18 protein-coding genes are annotated in these 19,334 nt (G+C 36.9%); 10 read left to right on the plus strand and 8 right to left on the minus strand.

Annotated features, from left to right (window positions below; genetic code table 11):
- Positions 1 to 236 precede the first annotated feature (236 nt).
- The 3 genes from AC3QLY_RS01405 (at position 237) to AC3QLY_RS01415 (ending at position 3,259) form a co-directional block, all read left to right on the plus strand.
- A complete protein-coding gene (locus tag AC3QLY_RS01405) occupies positions 237 to 938 on the plus strand; it encodes an RsmE family RNA methyltransferase (RefSeq protein WP_068247562.1) in 702 nt (233 codons plus the stop codon).
- 8 nt (positions 939 to 946) lie between these two features.
- A complete protein-coding gene (locus tag AC3QLY_RS01410) occupies positions 947 to 2,668 on the plus strand; it encodes a L,D-transpeptidase family protein (protein WP_218330554.1) in 1,722 nt (573 codons plus the stop codon).
- 117 nt (positions 2,669 to 2,785) lie between these two features.
- Positions 2,786 to 3,259 (plus strand): ribonuclease H-like YkuK family protein, encoded by a 474-nt coding sequence (locus AC3QLY_RS01415; RefSeq protein WP_218330555.1) that lies wholly within the window; start codon positions 2,786 to 2,788, stop codon positions 3,257 to 3,259.
- A gap of 88 nt (positions 3,260 to 3,347) precedes the next feature.
- On the opposite strand, the gene yihA is transcribed toward AC3QLY_RS01415, so the two are convergent.
- The 3 genes from yihA to gpmI all read right to left on the minus strand — a co-directional run bounded on the left by yihA (position 3,348) and on the right by gpmI (position 6,248).
- The gene (gene yihA, locus AC3QLY_RS01420; protein ID WP_492990347.1) at positions 3,348 to 3,989 is read right to left on the minus strand and encodes a ribosome biogenesis GTP-binding protein YihA/YsxC; all 642 of its coding nucleotides are present in this window, start codon (positions 3,987 to 3,989) and stop codon (positions 3,348 to 3,350) included.
- 76 nt (positions 3,990 to 4,065) lie between these two features.
- A complete protein-coding gene (locus AC3QLY_RS01425; RefSeq protein WP_492990349.1) occupies positions 4,066 to 4,569 on the minus strand; it encodes a heme-binding domain-containing protein in 504 nt (167 codons plus the stop codon).
- Between the two features lie 158 nt (positions 4,570 to 4,727).
- A complete protein-coding gene (gene gpmI / locus AC3QLY_RS01430; RefSeq protein WP_492990351.1) occupies positions 4,728 to 6,248 on the minus strand; it encodes a 2,3-bisphosphoglycerate-independent phosphoglycerate mutase in 1,521 nt (506 codons plus the stop codon).
- Between the two features lie 112 nt (positions 6,249 to 6,360).
- On the opposite strand from gpmI, the gene AC3QLY_RS01435 reads away from it, so the two are divergent.
- From AC3QLY_RS01435 to AC3QLY_RS01445, 3 genes are all read left to right on the plus strand, one after another.
- A complete protein-coding gene (locus AC3QLY_RS01435; RefSeq protein ID WP_492990353.1) occupies positions 6,361 to 6,741 on the plus strand; it encodes a DUF4783 domain-containing protein in 381 nt (126 codons plus the stop codon).
- A 77-nt stretch (positions 6,742 to 6,818) separates the two neighbouring features.
- Positions 6,819 to 7,676 (plus strand): carboxylating nicotinate-nucleotide diphosphorylase, encoded by an 858-nt coding sequence (nadC, locus tag AC3QLY_RS01440; RefSeq protein WP_492990355.1) that lies wholly within the window; start codon positions 6,819 to 6,821, stop codon positions 7,674 to 7,676.
- Positions 7,673 to 8,020 (plus strand): translation initiation factor, encoded by a 348-nt coding sequence (locus AC3QLY_RS01445; protein ID WP_492990357.1) that lies wholly within the window; start codon positions 7,673 to 7,675, stop codon positions 8,018 to 8,020. Before nadC ends, AC3QLY_RS01445 begins: the two co-directional genes overlap by 4 nt.
- A gap of 236 nt (positions 8,021 to 8,256) precedes the next feature.
- On the opposite strand, the gene AC3QLY_RS01450 is transcribed toward AC3QLY_RS01445, so the two are convergent.
- Positions 8,257 to 10,056, minus strand: coding sequence for a DNA polymerase III subunit gamma/tau (locus AC3QLY_RS01450; protein ID WP_492990359.1), 1,800 nt, complete (start codon positions 10,054 to 10,056; stop codon positions 8,257 to 8,259).
- A gap of 161 nt (positions 10,057 to 10,217) precedes the next feature.
- Between AC3QLY_RS01450 and AC3QLY_RS01455 the strand changes: the two genes are divergently transcribed.
- Entirely contained in the window at positions 10,218 to 12,107 is a 1,890-nt protein-coding gene (locus tag AC3QLY_RS01455; protein WP_492990361.1) for a DUF1800 domain-containing protein, read from the plus strand.
- A gap of 10 nt (positions 12,108 to 12,117) precedes the next feature.
- Entirely contained in the window at positions 12,118 to 13,380 is a 1,263-nt protein-coding gene (locus tag AC3QLY_RS01460; protein ID WP_492990363.1) for a DUF1501 domain-containing protein, read from the plus strand.
- Positions 13,381 to 13,414: 34 nt separating this feature from the next.
- Here AC3QLY_RS01460 and AC3QLY_RS01465 read toward each other — a convergent pair whose 3' ends face one another.
- The 4 genes from AC3QLY_RS01465 to AC3QLY_RS01480 all read right to left on the minus strand — a co-directional run bounded on the left by AC3QLY_RS01465 (position 13,415) and on the right by AC3QLY_RS01480 (position 15,806).
- Positions 13,415 to 14,593 (minus strand): hypothetical protein, encoded by a 1,179-nt coding sequence (locus tag AC3QLY_RS01465; protein ID WP_492990365.1) that lies wholly within the window; start codon positions 14,591 to 14,593, stop codon positions 13,415 to 13,417.
- Positions 14,594 to 14,661: 68 nt separating this feature from the next.
- The gene (locus AC3QLY_RS01470; RefSeq protein ID WP_074420557.1) at positions 14,662 to 15,021 is read right to left on the minus strand and encodes a CoA-binding protein; all 360 of its coding nucleotides are present in this window, start codon (positions 15,019 to 15,021) and stop codon (positions 14,662 to 14,664) included.
- 325 nt (positions 15,022 to 15,346) lie between these two features.
- Entirely contained in the window at positions 15,347 to 15,619 is a 273-nt protein-coding gene (locus tag AC3QLY_RS01475; protein WP_492990367.1) for a hypothetical protein, read from the minus strand.
- The gene (locus tag AC3QLY_RS01480; protein WP_492991276.1) at positions 15,567 to 15,806 is read right to left on the minus strand and encodes a DUF2071 domain-containing protein; all 240 of its coding nucleotides are present in this window, start codon (positions 15,804 to 15,806) and stop codon (positions 15,567 to 15,569) included. Before AC3QLY_RS01480 ends, AC3QLY_RS01475 begins: the two co-directional genes overlap by 53 nt.
- 425 nt (positions 15,807 to 16,231) lie before the next feature.
- Between AC3QLY_RS01480 and AC3QLY_RS01485 the strand changes: the two genes are divergently transcribed.
- Positions 16,232 to 16,672 (plus strand): hypothetical protein, encoded by a 441-nt coding sequence (locus tag AC3QLY_RS01485; RefSeq protein WP_492990369.1) that lies wholly within the window; start codon positions 16,232 to 16,234, stop codon positions 16,670 to 16,672.
- Between the two features lie 236 nt (positions 16,673 to 16,908).
- Positions 16,909 to 19,323 (plus strand): zinc-dependent metalloprotease, encoded by a 2,415-nt coding sequence (locus tag AC3QLY_RS01490; protein WP_492990371.1) that lies wholly within the window; start codon positions 16,909 to 16,911, stop codon positions 19,321 to 19,323.
- The last annotated feature ends 11 nt before the right edge of the window (positions 19,324 to 19,334 follow it).

Raw genomic sequence — 19,334 nt, forward strand, 5'->3', positions numbered from 1 at the left:
AAGAACATCAAAGGCTGCGAAGTTATGCGTAAAAAAATGTTAACAGTTGCCCATATTTTCAAATATTAAAAGCAAGAAGTACAACTTTTTTAAAGAAATTTGATTCGCAAAATTGCGTAACCATAAGTGCCGGCGCCTTATTTCATACCAAAAAAATCATTGATAAATGGTATTGCCTGCATCGTAAATAACATCTATTTTTATCAAAATTTAATTTTTTCTTCAACCTATATAGCATGGATTTGCCTTATTTCTTTGAGCAGGTGCTTCCAAATAAGCATCAAACTATCCGCTTAAGTGCAGAAACACATAAACACAGTGCACAGGTACTTCGCATGAAACCAGGTGATGGCTTATTACTTACCAATGGCAATGGCTTACTTTGTAAAGCCACTATATCAGAAACCGATAAAAAACAAACACTGGTTACCATTACTGAGCAGGTACAACACCCCCAACCTGAAAGAAAAATTTCAATTGGCCTTTCCTTATTAAAAAATGCAGGACGATTTGAATGGTTTTTAGAAAAAGCAACTGAACTGGGTGTTTATGAAATTATTCCCCTGCTCTGCAAACGAACCGAAAAACAACATTTTAGATACGAAAGAATGCAACAAATTACCATTGCGGCTATGTTGCAAAGTAAACAAACTCGGCTGCCGGTTTTACAGCAACCCACTACCGTTTACAGCGTTTTATCACAACAAAAAAATAGTTGCAAACTAATTGCGCATTGCCACGAAGGGCATAAACAAACCATCCAAAAATTTCATTCGGAAAAAGAAATATGTATTTTAATTGGCCCCGAAGGCGATTTTACTGAAGAAGAAGTAGCACAAGCCATACAACAGCAATTTATACCCATTACTTTAGGTACCACCCGGCTAAGAACCGAAACCGCAGGAATAGTGGCCGCAACATTATCTATTTTGAACTAATTGAAATTATGCATAAAATCTACTCCTTATTTTTATTGAACAAACAGAACTTTCTCAAACTATTGAAACCCTACCGCTTGTTCATCATAAAAAAACCTCAACAAATTTCAAATACAAAATTAATCTGCCGGTTAAGCGCTATTGCAATGCTATTCAGCATTTGTTGCTTCAACACCTCCTGCCATTCAGGCAAAACAAAAGAAGTATTACGCGATACTTCAATTACCTACCATACTTCGTACAACAATTTGTTTTTCGACAGCATGCACCTGCAGGCTTTTTTAGATACGAATCCTGACTTACAAAAATTTACAACCCAATACAACGATTTTTATAAACAAAGAAATTTTGAATATGCCTGGTTCGACAGTACCAGCGTGGCAGAGCAGGCTGCTAATTTTATGAACCTGCTAAATAACAGTATTACCCATTTACAAGACAGTAGTCTGTACAATAAAAAACTTGTAACCAGTTATAATGAAATATTACAACACAAAAACAAGGTTTCCAGACAAAATATTTTGAATACAGAATTACTGTTAACCGGACAGTTTTTTGCTTATGCTGCACAAACGTACAAAGGCAGCGATATTGATGCAACCACACTTGGATGGTTTATACCGAGAAAAAAAGTTGACTTAACTGCTTTGTTAGATTCCACCATTAAATATAAAAATGCAGCACCTTATATTCCGCTGAACAATCAATACAACCAATTAGAATCATTTTTGGAAAAATATATCAGCTTACAAAAAAACTATCCTACAGATAGCATTCCCTGCCCTTCTAAATTATTGAAACTTTACCAGGCAAATGAAATTATACCAACAATTAAGTACCGCTTGTTTTTACTCGGCGATTTATCTCATAACGATTCTACCAATTTGTTTGACAGCAGCCTACTGATAGCCGTAAAACATTTTCAAAAAAGAATGGGATTGTTAGAAGATGGCGTAATTGGGAAGAACATGATAGAACAATTAAATGTGCCCATTGCCGAACGCATCAGGCAAATTTTGGTAAACTTAGAACGCATCAGATGGATGCCAGCAGATAGTGACAGTGATTACATTATTGTAAACATTCCCGAATACAAATTGCATGTTTATCATGATGGGAAAACATTGTTTAACATGAATGTTATTGTAGGAAAAACCACCAACAATACCGTTATTTTTAATGGAAAATTGAAATACATTGTTTTTAGCCCTTATTGGAATGTACCACCCAGTATTGTACAAAAAGAAATTTTGCCGGGTATGAAAAAAGATCCCAACTATCTGGCAAAAAACAATATGGAAATAACCGGTACCAGCAATGGATTACCCATTGTTCGGCAAAAACCAGGACCCGGAAACTCATTGGGTTTGGTGAAGTTTTTATTTCCCAACAATTTCGATATTTACTTACACGATACCCCCAACCATGAATTATTTGATGCCACAACACGCACATTTAGTCATGGTTGTATCCGCATCAGTAATCCTAAAAAATTTGCACAATATTTATTAAGTGCAGATACGGCGAGTGTTTATACGAATAAAGTAATTGACAGCCTGATGCATTTAAGCAAGGAAAAATGGGTAAGCTTACCCCAACCGATACCTGTTTATATTGTTTATTTTACTGCCTGGGTAGATGCCGATGGGCAATTAAACTTTAGAAAAGATATTTATGGCCATGATGCCAGAATGAAAGAGAAGCTTTTTATGAAACAGGAAAAAAAATAAAATTTCGGCCTTTTAATTGCTCTTTTTTCCTGACACCCAATGCATAAAATGTGCAGTTAATAATAAATTAATGGTTTTGGAATATAAAAAACCGTAATTTCAAAAAACTTAATTTTTATGCATTGGAGAAAATTCAATGGAGAAAACATCCATCTTCCCATCAAAAAAGCGGTGGAAGAAGCCATTAAAAAAGAAAGAGCAAACGGCACGCGGTTAAAAGTATGCATTGGTACCGACAGCCAGGTAAAAGGAGAAGATACCGAGTTTGCAACTGTAATTGTTTTTTTAAGGGAACACAACGGTGGTTTTATGTACATCCACAATGAAAAAACCAAGCAGAAATTTCACATCAAAGAGCGCATGTTACAGGAAGTAGCCAAAAGTATTGAAGTGGCTTATGAGCTTTGCGATTTGTTTATTGCCTGGGATGTTGAAATGGAAGTACATGCAGACATTAATACCAATCCCGGTTTTAAAAGTAATGATGCTTTAAAAGAAGCAATGGGTTACATTCTCGGAATGGGCTTTGCATTTAAAGCCAAACCCGAAGCCTTTGCCAGTAGTTGTTGTGCCGACAAAGTGGTGAATTAATATTCATCCTTTACTACAAATTTGTTTTCAGCAACTATAAAAGTTGTTGTGGCAAATGCACCGCTTTACTTTACAAAAATTACCTATTCTATCTAATCATCTCATTCTCTGCAGCTCTTAAATTATTTTGTTCAATAAAAAGTAGTACTTCTTCTCTGCCGGTTTTCTTCTCGGCACTGGTTATAAAAACCTGTGGCAAAAATTGCCAGGTTGACTTTAAAGTATCTATAAACAATTGCACGTTTCTGGAAACTACACCCGGTTTTTCTTTATCGGCCTTTGTAAAAATAAGGCTAAAAGGCACTTCCCATTTGTCTAACTGATTCACAAATTCAAGATCATTTTTTTGTGGTGCATGCCTGCTATCTATCAACACCATTACCTGCAATAAATTAGGCCGTTTTCGCAAATAATTTTCAATCATCTGCTCCCATCGCCTTCTATCGGTTTGTGAGCGTTTTGCATAACCATACCCCGGCAAATCAACCACATACCATTGCTGCCTTTGCTTTTGTCTGGTACTGCTTTCCACTAAAAAATGGTTAATCAGTTGTGTTTTGCCGGGTGTTGCCGATGTTTTGGCTAGGCTTTTTTGTCCGGTAAGCATATTGATTAGGGAAGATTTACCTACATTACTTCGGCCAATAAATGCATATTCCGGTTTATCGGCCGGTGGACACTTATCGAATGAAGGAGAAGAAATAAGATATTTTGCTGTATGAATAATCATGCTGCAAAATACAATAAAAAAAGGCCAACAGTTATAAAACTGTAAGTCCAATTTATGAAGATATGAAATGGTTGTATTATTTTTTACGTTTGGGCATTACCAAACTATCCGCAGGGTAGTGTGCTTTAATAGAATCGCGAACCGCATCAAACCAATTATACAGGGTTTCTTTTTCAGCATCCGTTAAAATTGCATCACGATGAATGAGCGTATATGATTCTAAGGGCATTTCTCCTTCTTTAATTTGTTCTTTACAATCTTCCAATCGTTTATATTGTTTAGCCACTTGCATTGAAGTAAAATCACTAAAATTTAAATGCCGTTTTCCGGATTTTACATGGTCATCTAAAAACCAGGCTACCGGTTGAATATTGTTATACCAAGGGTAACGGGTATTATTGGAATGACAATCATAACAAGCCTTTGAAAGAATTGCTTCTACATTTTGTGAAACTGGATAATGCAATTTAATATCAGCAGTCAGTATTTCCACTGACTGGTTTTTAGCCGGGCGAATAAATTGAATAATGATAAATATGCCTAACAAAACCAGGATAAATCGAAGTATAATTTTTTTCATGTGTCGTATTTTTATAGATAAGGTTTAAAATCATTGAATCATCCCGACCATTTTATCATTCAACTCATCTTCCTTCAAGCAATTTTATAAAACAATGCTGCACGCTAAAATCAAAAGGTGCAGCATTATCATTGCTTTGCTAAAAATAAGTATTCCCTTTAATCAATCAAAATATTGCCTGTCATTTCTTTGGGAATAGGTAATTGCATCATTTTTAAAATGGTTGGAGCAATATCACCCAACTTACCGGGATGCAAATTTCCATGCCAGTTATTATCTATTACAAACAGTGGAACCAGATTTAAAGAATGTTGTGTATTCGGCGTTCCATCCTCATTAATCATGTTATCGGCATTACCATGATCGGCGGTAAGAAAAATAATATAATCTTGTTTTAATGCAGCTTCTACTACCCTTTTTACGCAGGCATCTACTGTTTCTACTGCTTTAATTACGGCAGAGAGTACCCCGGTATGTCCCACCATATCTGCATTGGCATAATTCAAACAAATAAAATCGGTATCACCTTTTTCTATTTCAGGAATGAGTTTATCTGTTAATTCAACTGCACTCATTTCAGGTTTTAAATCGTAAGTGGCCACTTTGGGCGAGGGTACCATAATACGTGATTCGCCCTCAAAGGGAACTTCCCTTCCCCCACTGAAAAAGAAAGTAACATGCGGATATTTTTCAGTTTCAGCAATTCTGATTTGTTTCTTTCCGGCAGCAGCCAATACTTCGCCCAAAGTATTGTTCAGATTATCATTTTCAAAAATAATATGTACATTATGAAAGGTTTTGTCATACTCCGTCATGGTAGTATAATCAATTTTCAAAGCATGCATGTTAAAGTCTGGATGATCGTTTTGGGTCAATACATCGGTAATTTCGCGGCATCGATCCGTTCTAAAATTAAAACAGATGGCCACATCACCATCCTGAATAGTTGCCACCGGTTTATCATTTTCAAAAATTACTGTGGGTTTAATAAATTCATCAGTAATATCATCAGCATAAGATTGTTCGATGGCTTGAACTGCACTGTTAGCCGTATTGCCTCTACCCATTACCATGGCACTGTAAGCTAATTGAATACGCTCCCAACGTTTATCTCTATCCATGGCATAATACCTTCCGCTAACGGTAGCAATTTTACCTACGCTGGTTTTTAAAAATTGTTGCAGGTCTTGCATAAAGCCTAAACCGCTTTTCGGGTCACAGTCGCGCCCATCAGTAAATGCATGAATATATACTTCTTTTAATCCGTTTTCTTTACAAACATTGCATATTGCTTTTAAATGACTGATGTGGCTATGCACACCGCCATCGCTTACCAAACCCAGCAAATGCAAAGGTTTTTGTATATTTTTGGCTTTTAAAATAGCTGCCTGCAGGTGTGCATTTTTGGCAAATGATCCATCGCGAATGGCTACATTTATACGCTGTAATTCCTGATAAACAATACGGCCGGCTCCTAAATTAAGATGCCCTACTTCACTATTGCCCATTTGTCCATCGGGCAACCCTACTGCTTCACCACAGGTTATTAAAGTTGTATGCGGATATTGGTTGTACAAGGAGGTTACAAATGGCACATTGGCCTGTTGAATGGCATCGGCATGTTTATTCTTTCCGAGCCCCCATCCATCCATAATAATTAGTATTGCTTTCTTGCTCATAGCCACAAAGGTACTCAATTTGTTATTTCACCTTCCTACCCCTAACTTTAACTTTCGGAAAACATTTTATTTGGCATGTTTTTAGTGTAGGCTATATTATAAATTCAGTGTTATGAAAAAACTTTTATTGTTAATGGGTTTAGGAGTTGTTATGGCTTCTTTTACCTACCAGAGTGATGTATCGGAAATTGTGAATGCCCTGAAGAGCGCCAATGCAGAAAGTGTATCCGGTTATTTTGACAGTTATATAGATTTAACCTTACCCGGTAAAGAAGAAGTAAAAAACATAGGGAAAAATCAGGCAGGGATTGCATTAAGAACATTTTTTAATGATGTCGGCATTCAAGGTTTTGAACTTACTTCACAACGGGAAGCCGGCACCACTATGTACATGGCCGGAAAACTAAATGGGAAAAACAGGGGATATAATATTACATTGTTATTAAGAAACAAAGATGGGCATCACCAAATTATATCCGTCCGAATAAATTAAAGCTTTTCTAAAACCATTCATATAAAGCTCTCTTAATTTTCGAGGGCTTTTTTTATGAAACATATTATATTGCCAACATGATAAATTTTGAAGAAAGATTAAACCATTTAATAATAGAAGCATTAAAAGAAGATATTGGTGATGGAGATCATACAACACTTTCGTGTATTGCAAAAGATGCTAAGGGTAAAGCCGTTTTAAAAATTAAGGAAGCAGGTATTTTAGCCGGGGTGGCAGTGGCACAAAAAATTTTTCATTTTGTTGAACCTGAATCCGAATTTGAAATTTTTAAAGAAGATGGCACCTCTATGCTACCCGGTGATAGAGCATTTGAAGTAAACGCATCAGTACGCACTATTTTATCATGTGAAAGATTAGTTTTGAATTGTATGCAACGGATGAGTGGAATTGCTACACTTACACATGCATTTGCAGAAAAAATAAAGCACTATCATACGCAATTATTAGATACAAGAAAAACCACACCTAATTTCAGATTATTGGAAAAAGAAGCAGTGCGTATTGGTGGCGGTACCAACCACCGGTTTGGTTTATTTGATATGCTGATGTTGAAAGACAATCATATTGATTATGCCGGAGGAATTGAAAATGCCATTAACCGCTCTTGGCAATATGTACAACAACATCCGCATTTAAAAATTGAGATAGAAGCTCGAAATGTAAACGATGTAGCCACAATTTGTAAAGTAGGGAAAGGTAAAATTTTTAGAATATTATTAGATAATTTTACCCCTATTCAAATTGCTGAAGCATTACACATCATTCAACAGCAATTTGAAACTGAAGCCAGTGGTGGTATTCATTTAGAGAATATAGAAAGTTATGCGGCTACAGGAGTGGATTATATTAGTGTTGGCGGATTAATTCACCAGGCTAAAAGTGTGGATTTAAGTTTAAAAGCAATGTTGTTATGAACAAAAAAAACAAAACAGATATAAGAGGTTTTGTATACAGTACAGATCCGCAGTTTGAATTTGTACACAACAATGAAACGAAAGCAACACTGCCGCCGGAAAAACAAAAACTAACCATACATTTAGATACCAGGCACCGGGGCGGTAAAACTGTTACCATCATAAAAGGTTTTATTGGAACAGAGGATGATTGTACTTTATTAGGCAAACAACTGAAACAATATTGTGGCACAGGTGGCAGTGTAAAAGATGCAGAAATCATTATTCAGGGCGACCAGCGCGATAAAATATTGCAATGGTTGCATAAATACAGCTATCAACTTTCTAAAAAAGCAGGCGGATGATAATGAATGCAACAGGTGATATATACTATTTTTATGAAATTCTTTTGCAGCAGCATTCTTTGCATTGTTTGATGGCATTGCTGTTTTGTATAAAGCCGTACATCATAAAAACGATGAGGGTATATGCAAGGCAAAATTTATTATGTTATTAGCTGTTATTGCTATGGTTTGCATAACAGTAGTTTCGTTTTTAACCACTGGTAATATTCCAGTGAATTAATTTAACGTTCATTGTATTATAAATGCAAGTCCAACCTTAAACGCTCTTTCAACTCTTTTAATAAGGGATATTTTTCAGCCATTTTCTCAAAGCGTTGCTTACTGTTCAACGAGAGTTGATCAGGTACTTCATCAGGAATCGTGTTTTCTACCAAAATATGAAAACGAATGCCTCTGTTATGGAATGCCTGCTGAATAAAATCGGTTAGCTGCATTTTTTCCTGTTCAATAAATTTTTGTTGCGTTAAAGCCTGAACGGTTACAGAAAAGCACACCTCATCTATCACTTCTAATTTTGCCATTTTTAAGGTTCCAACGGTAGCAGGTTTTCCGCCATCTTGTTGCAGCTTTTCACAAAAATCATTCCAGCAGGCTTTTAATTTTTCTATCTGCAAATCTTCTGCTTCCTGCACCTGCAATACTTCAACATCTTCTTTTACTTTAGCCCTTAAAATATCTAAGAGATTTTTTTTATTATCTGTTTGTAGTGTTTGCTTGAGAATCTTTTTTTCAGCAGTAGTTTTAGGCTCCTGAACAACCGATTGCGGTAACCGCGTGGCAACAGTTGTAGCAGGACGCTCTTGCTCAATCATTAATTTTGCAGCGGATGCATTTGTTGATTTTGGAGGATGGTATTGCGGAATGGTTTTTTGCTGCAATGCAAAAGGCCTATCCGTTATTTTTTTTTTTACAACCGAACCTTGTTCAGCAAATAGTTGTATGGCTTGTTGCAAAAAGCTGAGTTTAATGAGGCACAACTCCACATGCAGCCTTTTATTACGGGCCATTTTAAACTGTATTTCTGCTTCATTCAAAATATTTAAGGCACTAATTAAATAAGAAGCATCTACTGCATTGGCTGTAGCAGCATACTGTTCCTGCCTTCCTTCCAACACATCTAATAATACTGCAGCACGGGCATCTTTACACAGCAATAAGTTTCTCATGAAAGAAGCAAAGCCATTCAGCACCAAATCGCCCTCAAAACCTTTTTGGTTAATTTCTTCATACAACAGCATGGCGCCGGCCATATCCTGTTTGTATAAGGCATCTAAGAGTTTAAAATAGTAATCATCATCTAAAATATTAAGATGTTCTACCGTGTTTTGATAAGTTAACACCCCATTGGTAAAACTTACAATTTTGTCCAGAATACTCAAAGCATCCCGCATACATCCTTCACTTTTTTGAGCAATGAGTTGAAGAGCAGTTTTCTCGGCAGATATATTTTCTTTTTCAATAATTTCTTCTAAATGTTCCACAGTATCCATAATGGTGATTCGTTTAAAATCGAATATCTGGCAACGGGAAAGAATGGTGGGTAAAATTTTATGTTTTTCGGTTGTAGCCAGAATAAAAATGGCATAAGAAGGTGGCTCTTCCAGCGTTTTTAAAAAAGCATTGAAAGCACTGGTACTTAACATATGTACCTCATCTACAATATATACTTTGTATTTGCCTGCCTGCGGTGCAAAACGAACCTGATCAACCAGATTCCTGATATCTTCCACCGAATTATTACTGGCCGCATCTAATTCATGAATGTTCATTGAATTACCTGCGTCAAAAGAAACACAACTGGTACAGGTATTACAAGCCTCTCCTTCAGGGGTTGGATTGGTACAGTTAATGGTTTTGGCCATAATACGTGCACAAGTGGTTTTACCTACTCCTCTTGGGCCACAAAACAAAAAAGAATGCGCTATCTGATTGTTTTTAATTGCATTTTTTAAAGTGGTAGTAATATGTTTTTGGCCCACAACCATATTAAAATTTTGTGGGCGATACTTACGTGCCGAAACAATAAAATTTTCCATACAAATTGCAAGATAACAAATGCAATTTCAATCGGGGCAAGAGAAAAAAGTTATGTGCAAAAATTAACCCTTCTTACACCCGATTTCACCGAAAAACACAATAAAATAATTATTTTTTTAAACCGGCAGCATTAAAATCCATCTGAAGGAACAAACAACAGATGATGCGGCATAAAAAATTAGGTTTTTTATTCATAGTTACAGTAATATTGGTTGGCATTTCCGGTTTTATATATGCAGGCCATCCACACCCGCCTAAAAAATTTCCCTACCTGCAAATGGGTTTTACGAAAGAACAGGCTGCTGCCTATTTGCTGAACAGATTTACATTTGGTCCAACGCCGGGCCAAGTTGATGCGGTTGTAAAAGAAGGCATTGAAAACTGGTTTTACAGACAATTGGAGGGAAATGAAAATGATGCTGCCTTAGCAAACCGATTGCAGGCTTTACATCTTGATGCTGTCAATCTTTCATTAGAAGAAATGGCAAACACCTACCCCAATAATGGTGAAGTAGTGGCATTGGCAAGAAAGATGGGAGTGATTGAAAACGGGAACACTTCCTTCAGTAAACAAGCTTACCGCGAAAAACTAAAAGCTTTTATGCAGCAACAGGGCTATAAACCCATTGCTGAGTTAGAAAGGCAATTAATTATACAAAAAATTATCAGAGCCGCATATAGCAATAACCAGTTGCAGGAAATATTAACTGATTTTTGGTTCAATCATTTTAACGTATCGCTCACCAAACCCAATTGTGCTCCTTATGTTTTGGCTTATGAACGCGATGCCATACGACCACATATACTTGATAATTTTGATGCCTTATTGCTGGCTACAGCGCAGCATCCGGCCATGTTAACCTATTTAGACAATGCTCGTAGCGTTAGCAACAATAATCAGATGGAGGAAAAACGGTTTGAATACATGGCCAAAACACCAAACAATTTCAATACAGTATTGAAGAACCGTGCTTCGCAGGGATTAAATGAAAACTATGCAAGAGAAGTAATGGAATTGCATACCATGGGTGTGGATGGTGGTTATACGCAACAAGATGTAACAACTTTAGCCAAAATACTGACAGGATGGGGATTGTATCCTATGTTTAAAAATGGACCAGCCTATCAGCTCATGGAAAAGTCTTCACCGGAACAATTGGAAAAACGCGGCTTTGTTATACAGAATGGTTTTTTGTTCCGGCCAAATAAACACGATGATACACCCAAAACTTTTTTAGGAAAAAACTTCCCGGCTAATGGAGGTTATCAGGAAGGCATTACTGCTTTGGAAATGCTGGCACACCAACCCACTACTGCAAAATTTATAACAACAGCACTGGCAAAACATTTTGTAAGCGATACACCTTCTACAGCTTTAATCCAAAAAATGGCGCAGACTTTTTTAAAAACCAATGGCAATATAAAAAGCGTTTTAATTACTATGGTAAATAGTCCTGAATTTTGGAACCCAAACAATCAAAGAGCCAAAATCAAATCGCCTTTTGAACTAGCCATTAGTACCATTAGAGCTACGAATGCACAAGTAAACATGCCTTATCAAATTTTTTACTGGTGCAATAAAATGGGACAAAAATTTTATTATTATCAGGCCCCTACCGGATTTCCGGACAGAGCCGACTATTGGATTAACACCGGATCATTATTAAGCAGAATGAATTTTGGATTAGCTTTCGCATCACAAAAAATTTCCGGCATTACAGTAAACCTGGCTGCATTAAACAACAACCACGAACCTGAAAGTGTTGATGATGCTTTACAAACCTTTAGTGCCATATTGTTACCGGCCAGGGATAATACACAAAATATCCAACGAATTGCTGCTTTAATTCATGATGCAAACCTGAACAACAAAGTAGAACAGGCAGCTCAACAACAACCCAACAACAATAATGAACATGTTAAAGAAATGGAGTCTTACCATTTATTACAAACAATAACTGTACAAGAAATTAAAACAACCAATAATGCACCCTCCTTAAATCAGGTAGTAGGTATTATTATAGGATCACCAGAATTTCAAAGAAAATAAAAAAATATTTATGGATAGAAGAATATTTATGCGCAATGGGGCATTGGCCTTATTTGTAGCAGGTATTGGCGGTGTTCCCAACTTTATTGCCAAAGCCGCCACAGCTGGCAACAAATTCATCAAACCCTTTCAAAAAAGAAAAACACTGGTGTGCATTTTTCAGCGGGGGGCAATGGATGGATTAATGGCTGTTAGCCCTTATGCAGATCCTAATTTAAAAATGATGCGGCCAACATTATATATGAGTCCGGCTAAAACCGAAGGCAGTATGATAGACTTAGATGGTTATTTTGCCTTACACCCATCCTTACAAGCCTTTGTGCCTTTATTCCAAAATAAACAATTAGCCATTGCACATGGCGTAGGCAGCCCAAATCCCACCCGCAGTCATTTTGATGCACAGGATTTTATGGAAAGTGGTACACCTTTTAACAAAGGAACAGAGAGCGGCTGGTTAAACAGAGCCATTGGTTTAATGGGAAAACCTGCTAGCCCGTTTAGTGCCGTAAGTATAACGAGTGCCTTACCCAGAAGTTTTTATGGCAGTAATGAAGCATTGGCTATTAGTAATTTAAACGATTTTGCCATTCAAATGCAGGGCAAACCATTAGCCGGTAAATTGGCTGCACATTCATTTGAAGCATTGTACGATAATACAAATTCGGAATTGTTACAGAAAACCGGAAAAGAAAGTTTTGAAGCCATGAAGATGTTAAATGTAAATAACCTGAAACAATATTCGCCCAAAACCGGTATTGTTTATCCTAACTCAGCATTAGGGAATGCTTTAAAACAAATAGCTGTTTTGATAAAAATGGATGCAGGATTAGAAGTGGCTTTTGCTGAAAGCGGTGGTTGGGATACCCATGTAAATCAGGGAACTGAAAATGGAATTTTAGGCCGAAATCTGAAAGATTTTAGTGATAGCATTGCAGCCTTTTGGGAAGATATTGCCGCCTATCAGGAGGAAGTAACCCTTATGACCATGACTGAATTTGGCCGAACAGTACATCAGAATGGTACCGGCGGAACCGATCATGGCAGAGCAAGTTGCCTTTTTGTTTTGGGGAATGATGTGCAGGGCGGAAAAGTTTACCACCAAATTAAAAGTTTGGCCAAAGAAGATTTGGAAGACCAACGTGATTTACCCGTATCAACCGACTTTAGAAGTGTATTTAGTGCAGTAGCCAATACACACTTAAACATTCATCAAAACAATATTTTATTTCCTGAATGGGATGGTAACGGTATACCCATTATGCGTTACAGTTAATGCACATCTAAAAAAGTATAAGCAATGCAACGGCTTATTGTTTATATTCCATAGGCGGATGCCTTTCAAATGGATACTGATTGGTATCAAAAATATAGCGATACGTAATCAGGCGGCGACTTTGTACAGCGCCTAAGCTTTTGTAGATATTAATCATTTTAGGATTCCAGTCGCCTGCCCACCCCATTTCGTAACTTTCATACCAGCCTTTTCCCTGCACCAGCAAAGCACTTTCATAAATTAAAAAACTATCAATGCCCAATGCCTGGTATTTGGGTATAACACCAAACGCCAGTCCGGTTAATTTTTTACAGGTACCGCGTTTTTTCATCCACAATAATTGCAGTTTTTGCCACCATCCAAATTTTCCTTTAAAAAATTTAAAATACTGGTTCACATCCGGAATATTAATAAACATGGCAATGGGCTCATTATTGTAATATGCAAACCATACCATCCGTGGATCCATAATAGGCTTCATACTTTGAAACAATTTTAATACCTGATCCTTGGTAATTTCTTTTGCTTCGCCGTGTTGTGCCCAGGCCTGATTGTACACTTCGGTAAAATCTGCAGCATATTTCTCCAATTCATTCAAATTTGCATGGCTGGCCTCGTATCCTTTTTTTGCTTTAAACTTTGCATGTCTTTCAGCAAATCTTGCCGGAAGCGGATCATCCACATTCATGGCATAATAATACTGATTATAATAATTTTGAAAACCATAATCCTCAAATAATTTTTGATAATAAGCCGGATTAAAACTTAAACCATACACCGGTTCTTTATCAAATCCTTCCACCAGTAAACCCCACCATTTGTTTCTGTCGCCAAAATTAATGGGGCCATCCATCGCCATCATCCCTTGTTGTTGTAGCCAGTTCTTAGCGGTGTCAAATAAAAAATTTGCAGCTTTCTGATTATCAATACAATCAAAAAAACCAATTCCACCAGTAGCAAAATCGGTTCCTTTGTTTACATATTTGGTATTGGTAAATGCAGCAATTCTGCCTATGGCTGTACCATCATCATCCAGTAAAATCCAACGTTGAATGGTACCATATTTAAACAATTTATTTTTCTGCTGATTAAATACTGCCTCTACTTCATGATTGAGGGGCTGTATATAATTCGGATTACCGGCATTCATGGCCACATTCACTTCTAAAAACGCTTTTATGTCTGCTCCTTTTTGTACTTGCTTTATTTGCATAAGAATTACCTGTTTCTATCACAAACGAATATAGTTCATTACAAAGCTGTTTAAAAAATAAAACCAATTTAATATTGATTTGTAGATAGCAACACCAATGTACAAGCCTCTAAACATTGAATGTTTTTTTCTTTTGCCATTTGGCATAATTCCGGATTTTCTGCACCTGGATTAAAAATAATGCGTTTGGGATGTAGAGAAAAAATATAATCGTATAAAACTGTTTGAATAGCCGGATTAACATAAAGCGTTACCGTATCTACATTGCTTTCTGCAGGATGTGTTGTAATAATGGGCACCGCACCAATATGCCCCGGCTTATTACCAATGGCTATTACCGGGTGACCATGCTGTGTAAGCCGATCAACTGCCAGATAACTATACCTTGCCGGATTTTCAGAAGCACCTATTACCACCGTTTTTTTCATACCCTATAAAATTAATGAACTGCAAAGTTACAGTAAGGTTGCCATCTAAGCCATAATACAGTATATCTGATAAACAATACGCAGCAATTACCAGAACTAATTCTCAATGAAAGCATATTAAAATCGTAGTAACTGCCGGTTATAATTTTTACCGAAGAACCTTCGGCCAGAAATACAGATTGCGATGCTAGCGATAAAACCGGTGTAAAAGCTGCTCCGCACAATGCCGCTGCATTGCAATAAATGTTAAAAATTTAGCAGGATGGTGCCTTACCTGATAAGCAGATGTAACCTAGGTGGCTCGTTTGGCATACACATAACAGTTTTATATAATAAAAATTGATTTAAAATTCGGAAAAGACCAATAGGGCGTCGCTTCAACATTTACATGTATTCCATTCCATTCATTTGCAAGTTTCCATTTATAGCGAATCAGTATGTTTTTATCATTAATTTGTATGGTGTGTCGCATTAGGAGGTAATAGTAATGTTTGCTGTACATTAATCGGGCAACACAAGTAATCATTCTTTTAGGAACAATTTCATTAATGAATACTACTCTGCTCTTCCAGGTTATTCCCTTTTTTAAAACGAACATAAAAACGCAGGTTAAATTCTTCGAATTGCCGATAAAAAGAGATGGATATACCTTTTAAAGCAGTATTTGTTAAATAAAAGCCCACTAAACTTACATAGGTATTTCCTTCAAAATAATCCAATTTAGTACCGGGCGGTACATGCGGTATTAAAATTTCAGGTGAAACAATATAGTTACAAAAAATCAGGTACTTCTATTCTGTACTTAAAAAATGCTTTCACTTTCAATCATAATTACTATAACAGAATGCAACACCTGAGGTTGAATACTGCAGAAAAAAAGATGAACACACCTTGAATCCTGTTTCATTTTAAAGAAAAAGAATAAAATATTTTATTGATGTCCGACAAAAATTGCAAAATAATGGTTCAAACCCTTTACAGAAGCATATTTCAGCCGATTTGAAAAGATGGGGTACTCCCTCCAATTTTGAAACAACCATTTTTTAGCCTGTAATTCTTTACAGCAAAGGATTACAGCTATTTTTAAGTTAAATTTTGCCGGACAATAATAAAAATATTTATCTCTTTTTATAGAAAGAATGCAATTTTATAAAAGATATTATTTAACTTTCGTATCAAATTATTTCACCATTACACAAACACACCTATTATGGCAAAAGCAAGCAAAAAAAAGATAGCGCCCAAAAAAGCAGTTGCTAAAAAGGCAACCCCCAAAAAGGCACTAAAAAAAGCTGCTCCTAAAAAAGTAGTTGCTAAAAAAGCAGCACCTAAAAAGTCAGTAAAAAAAGCTGCACTTAAAAAGGTTGTTAAGAAAGCTACTCCCAAAAAAGCGGTGAAGAAAGCCGCTCCTAAAAAAGCAGTTGCTAAAAAAGCAGCACCTAAAAAGTCAGTAAAAAAAGCTGCTTTTAAAAAGGTTGTTAAGAAAGCTACTCCCAAAAAAGCGATGAAGAAAGCCGCTCCTAAAAAGTCAGTAAAAAAAGCTACTGCTCCTGTTGCAGCACCTACAGTAGTTCAGGAAATGGCAATGCCAATGGTAGAAGTAAGCCATACAGAAGCGAGCGAAAATAACACGCACAGTGCCGGCGCTTAATTCTAAACATTGCAATTCAAAAATCAGTAAGCCTTCTCCTTAAATGGTAGACGGCTTTTTTATTGTAACATAAACCTGAAAATAAGTACCGTTGGGGTTTCATAGATTATAATATTAAAAATTAACATACATTAACCAAACAAATATTCTCATATCAATGATATAGCCATCCATCAATCGATTTACTTTTCAATGAGCTTATTCAATATCTTTAATTCACAAAGAAAGCAACTGCCATGAATAAAATAATTAGCATATTTCTGTTATGCTGTTGTATACAACAGGCCTCTGCACAAAACAATGGTACCATCGGGGCCAAAACAGCGCACATGAAAGCCTATAATGGGTTCTTCCCTTTTTGGTGGGATGATGCAACCGGAAAAATATGGATGCTGGTTGATAAATCTGAAACACAATTTTTATATGTAAACAGTTTACCTGCAGGCATTGGTTCCAATGATTTGGGCTTTGACCGAGGGCTGATTGGCAATTCAAGAATTGTATCTTTCACCAAAGCAGGAAAAAAATTATTACTCATACAATCCAATGAGGCTTACAGGGCAACAAGTAATGATAAAAATGAGCAACGAGCTGTTGCAGAATCGTTTGCACAATCTGTCTTAGGCAGTTTTGATATTGCAGCACAGGATGGCAATCAATATTTAATTGATGTAACCCCATTCTTATTACGCGATGCACAAGGTGTTGCTGCTAAAATAAAAGAAATGAAGCAGGGCACTTATCAGTTTAATGAAAGCCGATCGGCCATTTACTTACCCAACACAAAAAATTTTCCGCTGAATACTGAATTAGAAGCTACCATTACATTTACCGGTGGTGATGATGCAGGAAAAATGATTACCTCAGTTACACCATCGAAAGAGGCTATTACCGTTAGAATGCACCATTCATTTGTACAATTACCCGATCATGGTTATACACCAAGGCGCTACGATATTCGCAGCGGCTATTTTGGAACGAGTTATTACGATTTTAGTAGTCCCTTTTCTGAACAAATTCAACAAATGTTTATTAACAGGCACCGGCTCATCAAAAAATATCCCAATCAGGCAATCAGCGAACCGGTAAACCCCATTATTTATTATGTAGATAATGGAACACCGGAACCCATCCGTTCCGCATTAATTGAGGGTGCTTCTTGGTGGAATGAAGCCTTTGAAGCCGCTGGTTTTAAAAACGCATTCCAAGTAAAAGTATTACCCGATTCGGCTGATCCGATGGATATTCGTTACAATGTCATTAATTGGGTACATCGCTCTACTCGAGGCTGGAGCTATGGCGCTTCTATTACAGACCCCAGAACCGGAGAAATTATAAAAGGACAGGTAACCTTAGGTTCTTTGCGTGTTCGGCAGGATTATTTAATTTATACTGCATTGCTTTCACCTTTTTCAACCACACAACCCGTTTCCTCTGTTATGCAAGCCACAGCCCTGCAGCGTTTACGGCAATTGGCCGCACATGAAGTAGGGCATACTTTGGGCTTACAACACAATTACGCTTCCAGCTACAACAACCGCGCTTCTGTAATGGATTATCCGCATCCCGATGTTTTTGTAAACAATAACAATGAAATTGATTTTTCAACCGCGTATACCAATGGCATTGGTGAATGGGATAAAAGGGCCATTACTTATGGATATGCCCAATTTAAACCCGGAACAAACGAACCTTGGGCATTAGATAGTATTTTAAAGAAGAATACAAAAGATGGTATTTTATTTATTGCCGACATGGATGCCCGTGCTACCGGAGGAATGCACCCTTATGCACATTTATGGGATAATGGAAAAGATGCGGTTGATGAATTGAATACATTGTTGAAAGTTAGAGCAAAAGCACTTGACAACTTTTCACAGCAAGCCATAACCGTTGGAACACCTTTGGCTAAATTAGAAGATGTATTGGTGCCCTTGTACAATTTTCATCGTTATCAGTTAGAAGCCGTTTGTAAATTAATTGGCGGAATGAATTACAGTTATTCAGTTAGAGGTGATGCGTTACAACAAAAACCGGATATATTACCAATGGAAGTGCAACAAAAAGCATTGAATGGCGCATTGCAATGCTTATCGCCCAATGTATTAACGCTATCTAATCAAATTATTCAATTAATACCCCCGCGTCCGCCCATGTATTACAATGTGGGTGAGTTATTTGAGAAAAGAACTGCGCCGGCGTTTGATGCATTATCGGCTGCAGAAGCCCTGGTAAATTTTGAGATGGGTTTTTTATTCAACCCCGAACGTGCCAATAGATTGGTAGAAAACAAAGCTATTGCGCATACGCTGGGTTGGGATGATGTATTGGATGCCATTATAGAAAAAACTTGGAAGGAACCCTTATCAAAAGATTTGGCTCTACAGATACAACTGCAAACACAACAACAGGTAATTAGCTGGCTACTGAATTTGTATCAGGATAAAAAAGCCAATTATGCGGTAAAAGCCATTTGTTACAAAAGGTTAACCGATTTAAAAAAATGGGCTGCCAGGCAAATTGTAGCGAGGCCAAGCTTAGCAGCACACTACAGCTATGCAGTTGAACGAATAGAACATCCTGAAAAAATGCAACTGCCACAACCCATTGAACCGCCACCAGGTGCCCCTATTGGTTGTAGTTGGGAGTAAGATTATTAAAA

This window comes from Hydrotalea sp. GW822-HT8A01 (assembly GCF_058798575.1).